Here is a 16,713-nt window from a genome sequence, read left to right as displayed (position 1 = left end):
AAGCAGCACATGTCCGCCATCCCAGCAGAGAAACCAGCCCCAGTGGTACCGACCGAAGAATACGGCGCAGCATCGATCCAGATCCTCGAAGGTCTGGAAGCAGTACGCAAACGTCCCGGCATGTACATCGGCGACACCTCGGACGGCACGGGCCTGCACCACCTGGTGTTCGAAGTGCTGGACAACTCGATCGACGAATCGCTGGCCGGGCACTGCACGGAAATCCACGTCACCATCCACTCGGACAACTCGATCTCGATCACCGACAACGGCCGCGGCGTGCCGACCGGCCTGAAGATGGACGACAAGCACGATCCGAAGCGCTCCGCCGCCGAGATCGTCATGACCGAACTGCACGCCGGCGGCAAGTTCGACCAGAACTCGTACAAGGTCTCCGGCGGCCTGCACGGCGTGGGCGTGTCCTGCGTCAACGCGCTGTCGAAAACCTTGAAGCTGACCATCCGCCGCGACGGCAAGGTCCACTTCATGGAATTCGCCCGCGGCGTGCCGGTCAACCGCGAACTGGAAATGAAGGACGGCTTCGCCGTCTCCCCGATCAAGGTCATCGGCGAAACCGACAAGCGCGGCACCGACGTCCACTTCTGGGCCGACGAAACCATCTTCGGCAACGTCGAATTCCACTACGAAATCCTGGCCAAGCGCATCCGCGAGCTGTCGTTCCTCAATAACGGCGTCAACATCCGCCTGAGCGACCAGCGCAACGGCAAGGAAGAAATCTTCGCCTTCGAAGGCGGCACGCGAGGCTTCGTCGAATACATCAACAAAGCCAAGACGGTGCTGCACCCGACCGTGTTCCAGGCCACCGGCGAACGCATGTCGGACCAGAACACCAACATCTCGGTCGACGTCTCGATGCAATGGAACGACGCCTACAACGAACAGGTGCTGTGCTTCACCAACAACATCCCGCAGCGCGACGGCGGCACCCACCTGACCGGCCTGCGCGCGGCGATGACCCGCGTCATCAACAAATACATCGACGAGCAGGAATTCGCCAAGAAGGCCAAGGTTGAAATCTCCGGCGACGACATGCGCGAAGGCCTGACCTGCGTGCTGTCGGTCAAGGTGCCCGAGCCGAAATTCTCGTCGCAGACCAAGGACAAGCTGGTGTCGTCGGAAGTGCGCGGCCCGGTCGAGGAGATCGTCGCCAAGACCCTGTCGGACTACCTGCAGGAAAAACCGAACGACGCCAAAATCATCTGCGGCAAGATCGTCGAAGCGGCGCGCGCGCGCGAAGCGGCCCGCAAGGCCCGCGACCTGACCCGCCGCAAAGGCATCATGGACGGCCTGGGCCTGTCGGCCAAGCTGGCCGACTGCCAGGAAAAAGACCCGGCGCTGTGCGAACTGTACATCGTCGAGGGTGACTCCGCAGGCGGCTCCGCCAAGCAGGGCCGCGACCGCAAGTTCCAGGCGATCCTGCCGCTGCGCGGTAAGGTGTTGAACGTGGAAAAGGCGCGCTTCGAAAAGATGCTGTCGTCGGAGCAGATCACCACGCTGATCGCCACCCTGGGCACCTCGATCGGCCCGGACGAATTCAACGTCGACAAGCTGCGCTACCACCGCATCATCATCATGACCGATGCGGACGTCGACGGCGCCCACATCCGCACGCTGCTGCTGACCCTGTTCTACCGCCAGATGCCGCAACTGGTCGAGCGCGGCCACATCTACATCGCGCAACCGCCGCTGTACAAGGTCAAGGCCGGCCGCGACGAGCGTTATCTGAAGGATGACGCCGAGGAAGCGACCTACATGATGAACGTCGCGCTCAACACCGCCGTGCTGATCCCGCGCGAAGGCGCAGACCCGATCGTCGGCGAACCGCTGGGCGAGCTGGTGCGTCAGTTCAACCTGGCCAACGTCATCATGATGCGCCTGACGCGCGTGATCGACCGCGCCGCGCTGACCGCCATCATGACCGGCGTGACCCTGGACCTGAGCACGCAGGAGCTGGCGGAAGCGTCGGCCGCCGCGCTGTCGAAGGAGATCAACGACATCGCCGTCAAGGTGACGGTGATTTCGGACGAGCTGTCGGAGAAGCACGCGCTGCGCATCGAGCGCATGCATCACGGTAACGTCAAGGTCAGCGCGATCGACGCCGACTTCGTGCAGGGCGCGGACTACAACGTGCTGGCCAGCGCCGCCGCCACGTTCAAGGGCTTGATCGGCGAAGGCGCGATCGTGCGCCGTGGCGAAGGCGAGCGGACCAAGGAATCGGCCGTGGTCGACTTCCACCACGCGATGCAGTGGCTGCGCGACGAGGCGGAACGGGTGGTGTCGAAGCAGCGCTACAAAGGTCTGGGTGAGATGAATCCGGATCAGCTGTGGGAGACCACCATGGATCCGACCGTGCGGCGCTTGCTGAAGGTGCAGATCGAGGACGCGATTGCTGCGGATCAGATCTTTACAACGCTGATGGGGGATGACGTGGAGCCGCGCCGGGCGTTTATTGAGAATAATGCGCTGCGGGCGGGGAATATTGACGTTTAACGCAGCGTACCAACCTCCCTGACGACAGCAGGGCCAGCCTTATAAGGCTGGCCCTTTTATTTGGTAACTATCATCTTGCGATGAAAAGATCGCGCGCATCTTGAAAAATTTTAGAAACAGCTGCATAAATAAATTTTTTGGCCGAAATACTGCGTGTAAAATAATTATCAGAAGCTAATTTCCCCCATGCTAGATCTTGCTAAGGTGTGAAAGACTCATCATGAAAATTGACAAAGATATCTCTGGTACAAATACAGATCTCTCCGGGAGCCCTGTGAATTTTCCGAATCTTCCATTAGAGACTATCGGGAAGCTGTCAAGTACGATCAAAGTTGAACTCAGCACCCGATTTCTAGAGCATTTTAGCGAACAATTATATTCGTCCCCGCAGAAAGCTTTCGAAGAGCTGATTTCTAATAGCTGGGATGCTGGAGCAGACTATGTAGACGTCAGAATCTCGTCTAACTTAACAAGCCCAAATGCCTCCATGTGTATTCTGGATAATGGCGCCTCCATGGATGAGGCTGGCTTAAAAGCTCTGTGGCACATCGCATTTTCCCCAAAAAGAGATCTGCCGCTCCAGTATGGGCGGCCGGTTGTGGGTGTTCGTTTGCTCGATGAATTGACCCACTCAGTTTGACCCGCCTTCCACTGCCTGGCAAACGCTGCCACGCGGTCATACGATCCCTCATAACCCAGCTCTTTCAGGTCCGCGTGGATCTGTTTCAAACTGCGCCGCTGCTTGCGCGGCTTGCTCGCTTCGGCCTTAAGCCATCCTGATAATTGCAAAGAATATTTGTCTAGCCCACTAGCTATACGCCGCTCGGCATAGCTGGGCTCAGTCATTTCCGATCGTAGATAACGTCGGACGGTATTGCGCGAGATGCCAAGGCGTCGGGCAATCTCCCGTAGGGGAATCTGGTCACGAATGTGCCAGCGTCGAATTATGCCTAGTAAAGCCACGTCGATCACTCCGTTCTCCTGCCGATGAGACAGGTCGAATTGTGCTCTTCACGTGGGTCAGTTTCAGTTGCAAATTACTGGGGAAAGTGGGTCAATTTTCGGTGCAAATCAACACCATGAAACAGATAGAGTCGCCATAGAGCATTCAATTAATACTTTAATCGACAGCGACAGTACGGAGTTCGACGAGTTAGTCAAAAAGATCTATCTTGCAGCAAAGAAGATATTTCCGAAAAATACGGACGAGATTACGACATACGTAGTTGAAAATGCCTCTCGTGCCACCCTTACTGTGATTAACAGCGAACGAGATCGAATCGCTGCGGGAGAAAATGCCACAGAGCCCAGTTCGCCGTTTTCCATAATTATTGGTGGGAATATTATTTCCCGTGGAGTTACATTCCCCAATTTATTGTCAATGTTTTTCACACGAAATGTGCGCCATCGATTGCAGCAAGACACTTATATTCAGCGGGCTCGTATGTTTGGGGCGCGCGGGGAATATCTCGAACATTTTGAATTAACAATACCGTCACAGCTTTATTCCGACTGGCACCGGTGTTTTGTTTTTCACAAATTGGCGTTAGCGACTGTAGAAGAAATCGGCTCACCAGTATGGATAGGCGATAAACGGATATCAATCGCTGTATCCGCTAGCATTGAAAAGGCAACCGTGGCAATCGACCGGGGAGAGATGTCGTTTGGAATGTTTGAGTTTTCTAATGATCTGGATACTTTAGTTCTAAAGGATCAACAAAGTATTAAAGTTTTACGAAAATTGCAAAAAATTATCGGCATAAAATCTTTGCCGAGATTTTTGATTAATTCTATTGAAACCGTATCTTCGTATGACGCAGGCACGCTTGCGATCCACACGGCGGCATCTATAGACGGCTACAATTCTGCGGACAAAGTTAATATTTCTCGTTCGAAGGGTTTTATCGGCAATAATCAGCTCGAGAAAAGTAAATTTCCGGACGCGGTTCATCATATTAAGATATTGCATAACTCAGATGGAAAAGCAAAGCTTTTTTATAAATATAAGGGCAGTCTTCAATTCACCAGGAATAAAAGCCAGGCAAGCTCGATGAGCACGATAACTTGAGCTAGAAAGATAATCTGTCAGCGGCACTATAATTATTGGTTCAGTGCCGCACATCGGCTTTTATTATTGCCTCGAAAAACTTAGAGAAGAGCAGAGATTTTCTGATCCTTTGAGGCTGTCACTCTCGTCATCTAATAATAAATTAGCCACGTCGCCAACGCTAATACTTCGAATGCCCGTTGATCACGGATTTCATTGTGATCGGTCCCAGAAACAGCCTCAGTCTATCCTCTAACACTATGAGATCGCCCAGTTCGCATTCCCAAACCACTAGCACCCGCCATCCCGCGTGGATTAGCGCCTCCTGGTTTCTCTGATCCCGAGCTTTATTGCCGTTGAGCTTGTCGCTCCAGAAGTCCACGCGCGACTTCGGTATTCTTGACGCCGCGCAGTTATCATGGCGATGCCAAAAGCAGCCATGAACAAAAATCACCTTCTTGCGAGAGGGGAAAACCAGATCCGGCGAGCCCGGCAGCTTGCGCACATGGAGCCGGTAGCGATAGCCGGCAGCAAACACCAATTTTCTGACAATCATCTCGGGCTTGGTGTTTTTACCTCGCACCCGTGCCATGACAGCACTGCGCGCCGCTTGATCCAGCGAGTCAACCATCTGCTCACCTCCTTTTCAACAACAAGAAGAGGATTGCACCTGCCACAAAATATTCAAGAGCATTTTGAGGATAAGCAAAGAACGCGCATTGGATACTGTATGAATTCACAGTATAATCAGCATAGTGTTTGCAGTTGCTGGGCATTGGAAACAGGCGACATACCCGTCAATCAAAGAAAGCTGATATGGCCGCAGTCATCCCGTTGCTTTATACTGCCGAGTCACGCCGCCGGCATCTACGGCCAGTTTTAGCAGCACCGCGCCACCCGACCGCACGCTCACACAGGTCTCGCCGCTCGACGTAGCGAAATCCGCCTCCGTGACGCGCCCGGCCGCTGCCGCACCGATTCAACCCGACGTTCTCAAAACCATGTACAAGCAGCCTCTCACCTCCGCGCTTCAGGAACCACCATTGGTGCTGGCGCCGCGCCCCCTCGAATCGATCGAACTGTTCGCGGGCGCGGGCGGACTGGCGCTCGGGTTTTCCAGCAACGACGTGCGCCATCGCGCGGTGGTCGAGTGGAACACGCACGCCTGCAACACTATCCGGCACAACAAGCAACACCAGGTCGCGCCGATCAGCCATTGGCCGGACGTGACGGAAGGCGACGTCAAGCACTTCAAGTACGACGCCTTCGACGGCATCGACCTGATCACCGGCGGTCCGCCTTGCCAGCCCTTTTCCATGGGCGGCAAGCACGGCGGCTTCCTGGACGAGCGCGACATGTTTCCGCAGGCGGTGCGCGCCGTGCGCGAGGCCCGTCCGCGCGCGTTCGTCTTCGAGAACGTGCAGGGCCTCACGCGCGCCGCCTTCGCCGACTACTTCGACTATATCCTGCTGCAGCTGGAGTTTCCGTCACTGACCGCGAAGCCGAAGGAGCAGTGGGGCGACCACCTGGCCCGCTTGCGCAAGTGGAAGAACAAGCCGGGCGCCGTCAGCGAGTACCGGGTGACGTTCAAGCTGGTGAACGCGGCCAACTACGGCGTGCCGCAGAAGCGCATGCGCGTGTTCTTTGTCGGCTTCCGCGCGGACCAGGACAAGCTATGGACGCCGCCCGCCGAGACGCACAGCGCCGACGCGCTGTTGTTGTCGCAATGGGCGTCCGGGGAATATTGGGAGCGGCACAAGGTGGCCACGCGTCACCGGCCGCCCCGGCCCGAGGGCGTCGAGAAGAAGATCCGCACGCTTGTCGACGCCGACTACGGTGCCAACCTGCTGGCGTGGAAAACCGTGCGCGACGCCATTTGCGATCTGCCCGATCCGGAGCGTCACCCCAACAAGGTGCAGGCGCATCGTTTCCAGCCGGGCGCGCGCGCCTATGTCGGCCACACCGGCAGTCCGCTGGACGAGCCGGCGAAGGCGTTGAAGGCGGGCGACCACGGCGTGCCGGGCGGCGAGAACATGCTGCGGCGCACGGATGGCTCGATGCGCTATTTCACCGTGCGCGAGTCGGCCCGCATCCAGACCTTCCCGGACACGTTCCTGTTCGAGGGCACCTGGTCGGAGGTCATGCGCCAGCTCGGCAACGCCGTGCCGGTGCGGCTGGCGTCGGTGATCGCCGAGAGCGTGTGCGAGCTGCTCAGGAAGTAGCGTCGCCGGCCGGCGCCGCAGCCTCCTCCAGCTCGACGGAGCCGTGGGCCGGGGTGTAGAAGTGGTCCAAGTTCAGCTGATGCATGTCTTCGGTGAACCGTTCAAAGATTTCGTGGATGTCGGCGTAAGGCCGGTGCTTGGCCAGGTGGGCGCCGATCTGTTCGACGATCGTTTCCGGCGCCTTTTGATTTTCCGTGGTGGCGTCGGCCCACTTCCGGCCGGGATGCATCGTGTCCCACGGGGAGCGCTTGTTGACCCGGGTTTCCGAGCTGTCGCCGTGCTTGCCCAGGCCGAAGCATATCTTCGTTTCCGAATTCCAGATCGGCTTAAAGAAGTTAATCAGGTAGTCCTCTGCCGATTTCTGGAAGCCCGTTTGCACGATCAGGAAGCGGCAGTCGAAATCGTTGATGTCGAGGGTGGTGCCGGCGCTGCGGATGCTTTTTGCGTGCTCGTTGAGGCGGGCGGATAGTTTGGTGCCCTGGCTGACCGCGTCCTTGGCGGCTTGGTTGTCGGGATCGGCCTTGCCGACGTAGATCGGGTGGTCCATGCCCTTTAGCGACGCGTAGGGGCCGAAGTTGCCGCGGTAGTAAATGGCGTAGACGCCGGCGCCGTAGAATTCGGGGATCTTCGATAGCGGGTGCTTGGTTTGGGCGACCAGTGTCAGCGCGACAACGCGGCCGGAGGTGTTGGGGTCGGTGGGGTCGAAGATGGATTCAGGACGCAGCACCGGGTCGAGCTTATGTGTGACGTTTTTCAGCTGGGCGGTGACTTGCTCGAGGCCGAGGCGCAGTTTCTTGACGGCGCGGGGGTCTTCGCCGGCTTCGGCGGCGGCGATGCGGTCGGTGAGCGTACGCAGCTCGGCGAGCAGGGAGGCTAGTGGGGAGGGTTGTTTCTTGTTTGCTGCCATCGGGTGCCTTGGGCTTGGTCGTCTGGCTCGATGGAATCGAGAGTTTGATCAGCGGTTAGTTGCTGACCTCTCTCGAGATCTTACTATCGCGTGCGCTTGGGCAGCAAGTTATACGCGGTGGCTAGGTGTTGATGCCGCTTTTCAAGAATTACGACTAGATCCTTTGCGGTCACCCGTTCCGATCCATCGCTTGGCGTTGACGATCGGATCGGCCTCCCCGGACCAATCAGGATTGCTACAGCGCGGTGCCAGTGGGTAGCGGCCTTCAACTCTCGCGCGTTCAGTTTCAGCCCAACCAATCGGCGTGTCATAGCTAGGCTGAGTATGGATATCCCATGGGGTAATTTCACTGACGGCTAAAACCTCCGGCGGCCAAACCGGATCGCGGCAAGTCCACATCGACATCAAACGATAGCTCGCTAACAGCAGAACAAATGGACTTAAGATGGTCCGTGTCGATGGACCCAGCTTGAGATAGAAGCCCAACTCGTACATGCAACATAAGAAGCTCTCGGTAACTGTTTCGCGTTCCGGCAAGTAAAGCATAGGCTTGGGCAAGTCCTTGGGACCGCTGTTCATGTAGGCGCACCAGTAGTTCCATTGCGCCAACAAGTCTCGCATGCCGTCGCCCCCCTGCCACGTACGGCCAATTGCAAAAGCCCGGGCAACATTTCCTTTCGGACCCAGTTGGTAGCAACGAATATGGAAGCGCTCACCTCCCTCAAACTTCAACGGGCTCTTGTGCACGCAAAATATCGAGTTCTCATCCCAGGGAATTTCCCAGCAAATATCGCCGGCGACGGCCGAATTTCGATAGCGCCGATGACGAATTGCATAAATTTTACCCGCCTCACGATTGAAACGAATCGGACGACGTCGTAGCCAGAAAAATTCTTCTCCACCGAAACGTATGGCTAGCTCAAAAGCGTAGAACGCGCATAGCAGACTTCCGCCTATCGCTACAGCCCCCAACGCTCCGATGCGTGGAGGTGGATAAGCGAAGAAGATAAATACAACAACTGAGCACAGGAGACCCAAAAGACACCCTACCATCGTTCTTCCTACATGCCACTGCCTGATCAAGTGGGGTTGATCGCTGACATCCATATACGTGGAATTGACTCTAAAAATGGTTCCACTATCAGCGATTTCTGGGCCAACCGCCCCGCTTATCGGAAGCCTGTGTTTAGCATCCCATGGAGGAACCGGATCACCGACTTCTGCAAGAAAAACTCGTTCGTCCATCGGGATCTCCTGTCAGCTCTCTGAAAAGGTTTCGAGCGACGAGATTAGCGTCGCCCCACAAGATGTTTTGTCGCCATCGTAGGCAACGGCCTTACCGTTGACAGTGTGGGTTGCACTTCCACTGGCGACAGTACAATTCTGATGACCGTTGACGGGGCACATGCACTTGTCTCCAACCACGACTACAGGCTTTCCTCCGACAACAAAATGCTCAGCGCCGCTGGTAAGGACCTTTCCCCCATGTGACGTTTCGTCGCCGACGCGGATGACGTTAGGCATCTACTTTCCTTTGTTCTAGGCTGTTTCTCAACTGTTTCGATAGCTTATAAGGCTATCCAATTGGGCACTCACCAACCTATGCGCCCATGATTTCACTCACACAGAAATGCAAAACGGTATCTCAAAAATATTTTTATGCTGCTCTTCTTCTCAAAATTTCCAACTAAATAAACCCATAGAAAGTAACCAGCAGAAATTTTCCCTGCAAGATACAATGCCATGGGTATGGTTAGAACTGCAATAACCCCGAAGAAACCGACAGACCCACCCACATCAGCTATTAACCTCTGCGCCGGATAACCAAAAAATATAATTGGTACAATAATCGGCAAGATTCTGCGCTTCCCTACACTTTTACCACCGCCTTCTTCACAAAGCATTCCGGCAGAATATGGATAAAAAAATCCTATTGCCCCCCTTACTCGCACATTTTTTTTTAAATATTCGTGCTTTCCTTCAAGATAAATTATCTTTCGCGCCTGAAATAAACACCATGCACACAATAAAAATGTGTATGAAAAAAGGATGGATATCTTTATTTCCGACCGAATTTTAGCCAATTCCATAAAAAGAAATAAAGGTACAGTGCAAAATATAAGACCCGGAAGCGCAACAAAGATCCCGAGAATCAGAATTGAGCATCTCAACCCCCGAACTTCAAAAAACACTCCTAGAAAATAGAGCAGAATTGAGATCCCTACAACAACTAGCCAAAGCAGGCCAGTGAAATTTTGTGGTTTTTCAGCTATATCAAAAACCATCCAAGTTAAAAAAATTGAGAAAGAGTTATATATAAAAAAAATTATGGCGCCCCTAGTCCATGGATTACTTAACGGGCCGCAATGAAGAATCATAGCTTCGCTCTCCAAATTTTATTGCCTGTGAGATTGCATTAGTAAATCCTTGGTAATCTTTACTTAATGTTTCCTCCAATAATGCAGGCGCTCTTCGAATCGATGACGCCAGTTTTTCAGAAATACCAAATTCTTTATCCAAGAAATCGACGCCAAAATTCACAGCTAAAGTTACCGTTACTGTTCCAACAACAATAAACGCGATCGCAAATGTTCCTCCTGTGAAGAGGGTCAGTCCTATCAGCCAGCTAACTATCTGACCGTTAAGAAGATTCTTACCGACGTCGATCCCGATCTTCACAAATAAATCTGTTAAATCTTGTTTCGGTTTTCCGGTAAGTGGATCGATATTAGAGTAGTCGCCTAACCACTCCGCTACATCTACAGCAATAGTGAAAATAATTGCAGCGCGGCCGCCACCCGTAAAGTTTCCTTTTAGTGCCGCCCAACCGGCGTGGCGAAGCCCCGTTACAGAACCCGCGCCAAAAGTAAAAGCCAAAACTTTTGTACTCATTGCACTGTATTTGTGTGCGGTAAGATTCTGTCTTAAACGTGCGGAGCCAGAAATAAATGCGTACATCTTCCGCCCGCCCTGATGATCAATTACCTTTAGCGTCACGCTCTCACCCAACAGCTCTTTCATCCACGATCGATTATCGAACCCGTACCCAGCCAACGACGCTATCTGGTTCATTATCCAGTTGCGAGTAGCCACGCCGCCCGATAAAAATGCCTCTTTTTCGCCGCCGTGTTTGAAAAAATCCAGTATTTCTTTTGGTATGTCGGCTGATTTTTCGTTTAACTCGACTATATGTAGAAACTTATCGCCTTCGCTATTTTTCAATTCTCGAGGCACGGAATAGCTTCCATCTGGCTGCATTACCTTAAATGCTTTTTGATCTGACCAAATACCTTCTGCTTTTAAAGCAATATTTATTGGTGGCGGTTTATAGGCAGGATCCGAGCTTTCCAGGCCGACATCCACCTTTGGAAGACTATAAGATCCAATTAATTTTGCGCTCTCATAAAGAAATATTTTTCCTTTAAAATCACGCGACACCCAAATATGCAATAACTCACCGTCCTTAAAATTTAGTGTTTCTCGCGGATGTATCAGTTTTTTGTTTTTTGCATCATACATTTCGCTTCTATCAGCCCAAACGGTATAGGTTTTACCTGCACATAGGTCGATGTCAAAAACGACATCTCGGTGCTTTCGAAGTAAAACAGTGACCTTGTCAATATCTTGCCCCCAGCACTGTATTGGCTGTCCTGGAAGGTCAATCTGAACAGTTAAGTGCTTAGCCGATTTCGTTGTTTCAGCTGCGGCAGCAGTGCCATCTTTATTTACCTTATTTCTTTCCATACCTCACCCAATAGATTTAATTTCGACGTTTAGCTTGAAATATCGTGACCCCCCCGGGCGGAAGATCTTTTATAGCGCACGCCCCCCGTTCCAAGACCACGGATTGCTGTGAAGCATCGGCGTGTGAAATAATGCTAAGTGGTTCATGATTGGGAGCTTGTCCATCCGCATCCACCATTTCGATCTGCATTACTTTTTTCTGCCTCCGCTCCGATTGCGAAAAAATCGGAAGCGAAGTACTTAATGTCTTCCCACCAGCGAACTCGAAGGACGCGCCATGAAAGTTGATCTTCCCCCGCGTACCCAACTCGATACCGCCGCCAATCTTTAAGTACGAGCCGTCCTCCGAAATAAGCACAATCTCTTTTGCCATTCCGGTGAGACGCCCCTCGGTCGCCGTAAAGGTTATATTTGTGGAAGCATTGATAGCCGTCGCGCCATGCTGGCTCTGCAGAAGAAGTTGTCCACGATGTGCGATCGCACGTACCCCACCGTCTTCAGCAAACAGCGATACACCTTTGCCTGCATTGACGACCACTCTCTCTCCACTACCAAGATGTAGATGCTTCCGCGCAAACATGTCTAAGCTGGTACCTGCGTAAGTAACGCAAGCCTTCGGCGTGGCGAAACTGATCCCTGTAGGGGCAGTGATCGCTATCGCGGCCGCTTTTATTTCCGTCGATGAGCTATTCCATTTATAGAAAGCATCGCCGAGTTTGGATTGTTCGTCTGTGTCTGTCGGGAGCGCTTGATGGGTCTCTGCGTAATCCCCAAGCGCGCGGGCTAGCTCGACGCATTGATTCAACAATGATAGGAATTCGTCCCGACCAAGCTGTTGTTCCGGTCCGCTCAGTCGCTTCCAAGCGCTTAACAACAAGCCTTTCGCGCCCCGGATAGCGATCGACTCGTCACTCCGCAGTTCTGCGCCCTCGCCCCGCGCTTCGCCAACTCCGTGCTTTCTCGGCTCAGTCAGAAAACCCAGATTCAGCTCGCTCCGTCCATGATCACTTCGAAGCTGTGCGCTAATCTCTCCATTGGTATCATCAAGCCGTAGCTGATTGGCGCGATCACCCTTTATCTCGCGGCTCTTGATCCCAGAGAGATACCGGTTGGCAGGCAAGTCATCTTGATCGCCCAACGCCGGCGGCTGCGCCTGCTGGTTGTATAGCTGCCCCACGATCACAGGCTTGTCTGGATCACCGCCCAAGAAATTGACCAGCACCTCAGTCCCTACGCGCGGCAGGCCGATAGTTCCGCATTGATCCACACTACCCGGCCCGTTCCCCGCCCAGTTCGACGCCACACGCACCCAGGCCGAGTCGCTGTCGTCATTGGACGCCCCGGAGCCTTCCGCATGTTTGTGATCCGCCGCCCGCGTACCCGGAAAGCGAATCTTCACCCTCCCCATCTGATCGCAATACACCTCCTCGCCCTTCGGCCCGACGACGATCGCGCTTTGCATCAGCGCCTGCGGCAGGTCGGTGCACGGGTCGTACGCCGGTACGATCTTCACGCCGCGCCGCACCGCCGTGAACTGGAAATGCATCCGCAGCGCGCCCGACGCCATCCTGTCCGCGACCTCCTTTTGCGTTTGCGGCTCATGCGCGCCCTGCGTCCAGCGGCTGCGCGAGAACAGGCGCTCCACGCGCTCGGCCAGCGCCTTGGGCAGGTTGTTCTGCGCGTTCACCTGCAAAGCCGTGACGACGAAGTCACGTTCCTCGCGCGGGTGCTGGTCCACCTCCGGATGCCCGCTCAAGGTGAAGTATTCGCCGGCGCACAGATCGCGCACGCTGCCCTCCCCATGGAAGCACTTCGATTCGAAATCGTGGCGCGTCATGTGCAGTTTGCCGAGGCGGCACAAGTCGTCGACGTCGTCGCCGGCGTGCGGCATCATCACCTGGTAGTCGTCCAGGCTGGCGGCAAGCTCGTTGCCGCTCACGCCTTGATCGACGCCGCTGCTGGCCTGCGCCATCATGTAGTCCGGCCCCTGCGAGTAGCGGTAGTCCCAGCTGTGCCGCGTCACCATGCCCGGTTGCAGGCTGCGCACCGCGCCCCAGGAGGTGATGGTGTCGCGCTGCTCGGTGCCGGCGTCGCGGTGGTAGCGGATGGTGCCGGCGACGTTCTGGCGCAGGCTGTCGGCGCTATTGAACAGCACCAGCGTGTGCGTCGGCACGTCGCCGTTGGCCTCGGCGCGCACGTACCAGCCGATGCCGCTGCGCTTGAGCAGGCGGCGGATGAAGGCGGCGTCCGATTCGTTGTGCTGCATGGTGAATTCGCGCTTGGGATATTCCTGCAGATGGAACGCCTCGTCCACTTCGTCCGTGAAGCAGACGCCGAGCGTGGAGCTCTTGTGTCGCCATTCCAGCAGGATCTGCCGCACGATCTCCACTTCGTCCATCTGGCGGAACACGCGTGTGTTGATGCGTTTTTCCAGGATCGCCAGGGCGTCGCGCAGCACCAGCTGGTAGCTGGCCAGTCCGCCGTCGCTGTCGCCGGAGCTGGCTTCGGTGACGATGCCGCAGACGCTGCGCAAATCCCCCTGGTCGGTGACGAATTGCAGCGCGGCCGGCACGGCGATCAGCTGCTTCAATGGCAGCGTGGCGTTGGACGAGACGCACAGAACGCGGTAGTCGATGCCGCCGCAGAGCGTCTCGGTGCCGAATACACGCTGCGGCAGCAGCATGTCGTCACTCATGCCACCCGGCAGGTCGAGCTTGAGCCGGATCGGCCGGTTGAAGGTGACCAGCTCCTTGGGCATGCTCATGAAACTGAAAAAATCGCTATCGCTTTCCACGTTTGCTCCTCTGGTATGCGGCGGATGTGGCGGATCGTCAAGCCAGCGGCAAAGCGCCGCCGCGCGGTGCGCATCGCAGCACTTCCTTGCCGCTGGCTTGGGAGACGATCACCACCTGGGTGTAGCTGTTCAAGTGGACGGTCAGGCTAAACAGGTGATCCAGCACCTGGGCGAAGACGTGAACGCCGGTGTCGGCGTATGCCGCTTCGTCCAGGGTGACTGTCACTTCGATCCCCCGCAGGTAGGCGCTGTCGCTGGCGGTTCGCATCCAGGCCGTGGCGGGGCGGTGCGACAAGCCGGTGATGCCTTCGATCAGGTGCTGTGCGGTGGCGTTGTCGTGCTGCGCGTACAGCCGCAGCGTCGCGGCCAGCGCGGGCAGGCCTTCCTGGGTGAGCGTGCGGTGATTCGGCGCGAGATGGGCGATCAGTCCCCATTGGCTGTTGCCGTGCAACGCCTGCGGGTGCGACATGGTCGGCCGGCGAAGCATGCGGATCGGGAAGTTGCCGGTGGATTTGACCGCGCGCAGGTCGCCGTCGGGACGTCCGTACTGCAGGTTTTGCGGCAGGTTGCGGTTGATGCAGGTGACCTGCACCGATGCCGTGCCGTCCTCCATCCGCAGCGGCGATAGCTCCTGGTCGACTAGCGTCAGCACTACTCCGTGGTCGGTGGCGCCGCCAAGATCGTCACGGTGTTCAAGCCAGTAGTGGCCTTTCCCGCTGGACGATCCCTGGCGCAGCGAGTAATAAGGCGCGAAGTCCTGGATGCTGCTGCCCTGCTGCTGCTTTCTCACCAGCTGCACCGCGTCGACGCTATAGATCTCGCAGTCGCCGGGTGGCAGCGCGTCCAGCACCACCGGGTAGCTGCGGCACGCAGCAGCCGCGCGGATCAACATGGGCTTGGCCGCTTTTTCGAACAGGTTGATGATGGGTGTGCAGCCGAGCACCAGATTCGCTTCGGTGAGTGTGCGCAGCAAGCGCGCGGCGGGCGTGGCGGGACGGACATCGGCCAGCGCGAGGCGAAGTGTCAGCCGCGTGCAGTCGACCGGACTGGCGGCGATCAGCGCGCCCAGGTCGATGTCGAAGAAGTCGAATTTTTCCGGGAAGGCGAAGTATTCGCTCAGCAGGCGATACGCGCGGTGTTCGGACGGGGCGGCCGGCAGCAGCGCTTCGTCGTCGGCAAAGCCCACCGGCGCGATCGGTGGCTTGGCCAGCATGCGCCATTGGCCGCCGGCCTCCACGCAGGCGCAGGCGGTGCGCATGAAGAGCACGTCGCGCAAGGTGGCGCGCAGCGTGGCGTCGGCGTTGATGAAGACGCGCATGGTGCCCAGGCCCTGGAGCTCCAAGCCGCGCGCGACGCCGGTGCTTTCGATCGTGATGCAGATCGCGGCGCTGGCGTCGGGCGGCAGCGCGATCGTCGACGGCACCTGGATGTGCGGCTCGAACCACGCGGCACCGATGGCGACCGGGGCGACCGTGGCGTCGTAGACGGTGCGGAAGCCGCAGCTGACAGTGTTGGGCGCCAGCGATTTCAGGGAGGCGCCGCGCGGCAGCACGGTGACGCTGCTGACCGAGTTTTTCGGCGCTTCGCTGTAGTCGATGCGGGCGATCGAGCACGATGGCATCGGCCGCAAATGGTGCGGGTACAGCATGCCGAGCAGCGCTTCGGTGAAGCCGGAGTGGCCGTCGTCCAGCCGCTTGGCGACGCTGGCGTTGAGGAAGGCGCAGGACTGGATCAGGCGTTCGACGTGGTGGTCGGCGCAGGTTTCGCCGCGTATCTGCAGGTTGCCGGCCAGTTGGGGATACCTGCCGGCGAACTCGGCGCCCATGCGGCGCAGTTGGCTCAGTTCTCGTTCGAAGTACGGCAGTAGTTTTTCCATCGCGGCATCCATCGCAGAGTGCGCAACTTCGATGCCTGAAGGCAACGAACGGACTGCGCAGGATGTCGATCATGTCACGCCGGAAGGTGGGTGTTTTTGAGGTGACGCAAGGTGCCGGAGTCAACGGCGGGAAACGCAACACGCTCGTGTGGATCGTTCGGTTGAACGATCCTGTTCGCTAAGCGGCTTGCGCCATATCAAGCCGAGGCGACCGGTTTTCGGCACAAGTACAGCTGAGCACGATTCAAATCATACTTGTAAAGATGCAAATTCTAAGGTGTAATCTTGCTTGGATTGCATCACGTCAGTCGCTGTTTCCCAGCGCCATGCATCGGAGTGTGAGTCACATGTCAGAATCGATTCCATCACAGTCAGGCGAGTCCGACCCGCTCGCTTTGCTCGCCGGTTTCTCGCAAAGCACGCGGCTGCTCAAGCTGACGACACCGCTTGGCGCCGACGTGCTGCTGGCCGAGTGCGTGCGCGGCGAGGAAGGTATCGGCACCGGCTTCAGCTTCAGGATCGCCGCGCTCTCGACCGACGCCGCCATTTCGCTCAAGTCGCTGATCGGCCAGCCGGTGCTGCTGGAGTTGATGACGGCCGCCAGCCGCGACC

Annotated in this window: 13 protein-coding genes and 1 pseudogene; 5 read left to right on the top strand and 9 right to left on the bottom strand. The window is 56.4% G+C overall.

The window, feature by feature from the left end; all coding sequences use genetic code 11:
- Positions 1–9: 9 nt before the first annotated feature.
- Together gyrB and BMX85_RS29185 are read left to right on the top strand one after the other, a co-directional pair.
- On the top strand, positions 10–2,511 hold the full coding sequence (gene gyrB / locus BMX85_RS29190) for a DNA topoisomerase (ATP-hydrolyzing) subunit B (RefSeq protein WP_090328081.1): 2,502 nt from the start codon (positions 10–12) through the stop codon (positions 2,509–2,511).
- Between the two features lie 220 nt (positions 2,512–2,731).
- A complete protein-coding gene (locus tag BMX85_RS29185; protein ID WP_090328198.1) occupies positions 2,732–3,151 on the top strand; it encodes an ATP-binding protein in 420 nt (139 codons plus the stop codon).
- 5 nt (positions 3,152–3,156) lie between these two features.
- Here BMX85_RS29185 and BMX85_RS29180 read toward each other — a convergent pair.
- Positions 3,157–3,483: pseudogene (locus BMX85_RS29180) on the bottom strand (helix-turn-helix domain-containing protein); the annotation flags it as partial.
- Positions 3,484–3,526: 43 nt separating this feature from the next.
- On the opposite strand from BMX85_RS29180, the gene BMX85_RS29175 reads away from it, so the two are divergent.
- Positions 3,527–4,579 (top strand): Z1 domain-containing protein, encoded by a 1,053-nt coding sequence (locus tag BMX85_RS29175; RefSeq protein WP_090328077.1) that lies wholly within the window; start codon positions 3,527–3,529, stop codon positions 4,577–4,579.
- 160 nt (positions 4,580–4,739) lie between these two features.
- Here BMX85_RS29175 and BMX85_RS29170 read toward each other — a convergent pair whose 3' ends face one another.
- Entirely contained in the window at positions 4,740–5,189 is a 450-nt protein-coding gene (locus BMX85_RS29170) for a very short patch repair endonuclease (RefSeq protein WP_090328073.1), read from the bottom strand.
- Between the two features lie 370 nt (positions 5,190–5,559).
- On the opposite strand from BMX85_RS29170, the gene BMX85_RS29165 reads away from it, so the two are divergent.
- A complete protein-coding gene (locus BMX85_RS29165) occupies positions 5,560–6,780 on the top strand; it encodes a DNA cytosine methyltransferase (RefSeq protein ID WP_090328069.1) in 1,221 nt (406 codons plus the stop codon).
- On the opposite strand, the gene BMX85_RS29160 is transcribed toward BMX85_RS29165, so the two are convergent.
- From BMX85_RS29160 to tssF, 7 genes are all read right to left on the bottom strand, one after another.
- Complete coding sequence (locus BMX85_RS29160) at positions 6,770–7,687, bottom strand: Eco29kI family restriction endonuclease (RefSeq protein ID WP_090328064.1); 918 nt, start codon at positions 7,685–7,687, stop codon at positions 6,770–6,772. The genes BMX85_RS29165 and BMX85_RS29160 overlap by 11 nt on opposite strands.
- A gap of 141 nt (positions 7,688–7,828) precedes the next feature.
- Positions 7,829–8,932: a DUF6708 domain-containing protein gene (locus BMX85_RS30305; RefSeq protein ID WP_143068099.1), complete on the bottom strand. Its 1,104-nt coding sequence runs from the start codon at positions 8,930–8,932 to the stop codon at positions 7,829–7,831.
- A gap of 12 nt (positions 8,933–8,944) precedes the next feature.
- Positions 8,945–9,211, bottom strand: a complete 267-nt coding sequence (locus BMX85_RS29155; protein ID WP_090328060.1) for a PAAR domain-containing protein — start codon at positions 9,209–9,211, stop codon at positions 8,945–8,947.
- Between the two features lie 92 nt (positions 9,212–9,303).
- Positions 9,304–9,972, bottom strand: coding sequence for a hypothetical protein (locus tag BMX85_RS30300; RefSeq protein WP_177196909.1), 669 nt, complete (start codon positions 9,970–9,972; stop codon positions 9,304–9,306).
- 64 nt (positions 9,973–10,036) lie between these two features.
- Entirely contained in the window at positions 10,037–11,431 is a 1,395-nt protein-coding gene (locus BMX85_RS30295) for a hypothetical protein (protein WP_143068097.1), read from the bottom strand.
- Positions 11,432–11,447: 16 nt separating this feature from the next.
- Complete coding sequence (locus tag BMX85_RS29150; RefSeq protein WP_229210726.1) at positions 11,448–14,225, bottom strand: type VI secretion system Vgr family protein; 2,778 nt, start codon at positions 14,223–14,225, stop codon at positions 11,448–11,450.
- A 37-nt stretch (positions 14,226–14,262) separates the two neighbouring features.
- Positions 14,263–16,101: a type VI secretion system baseplate subunit TssF gene (gene tssF, locus BMX85_RS29145; RefSeq protein WP_090328194.1), complete on the bottom strand. Its 1,839-nt coding sequence runs from the start codon at positions 16,099–16,101 to the stop codon at positions 14,263–14,265.
- Positions 16,102–16,448: 347 nt separating this feature from the next.
- Here tssF and BMX85_RS29140 point away from each other — a divergent pair.
- The coding region (locus tag BMX85_RS29140) for a hypothetical protein (protein ID WP_177196908.1) at positions 16,449–16,713 on the top strand (265 nt) is incomplete at its 3' end.

The organism is Duganella sp. CF517 (genome assembly GCF_900110275.1).
GTDB lineage: Bacteria > Pseudomonadota > Gammaproteobacteria > Burkholderiales > Burkholderiaceae_D > Rugamonas.
The sequence above is the reverse complement of the archived record's forward strand: the minus strand, read 5'-3'. Positions and strand labels throughout refer to the sequence as shown.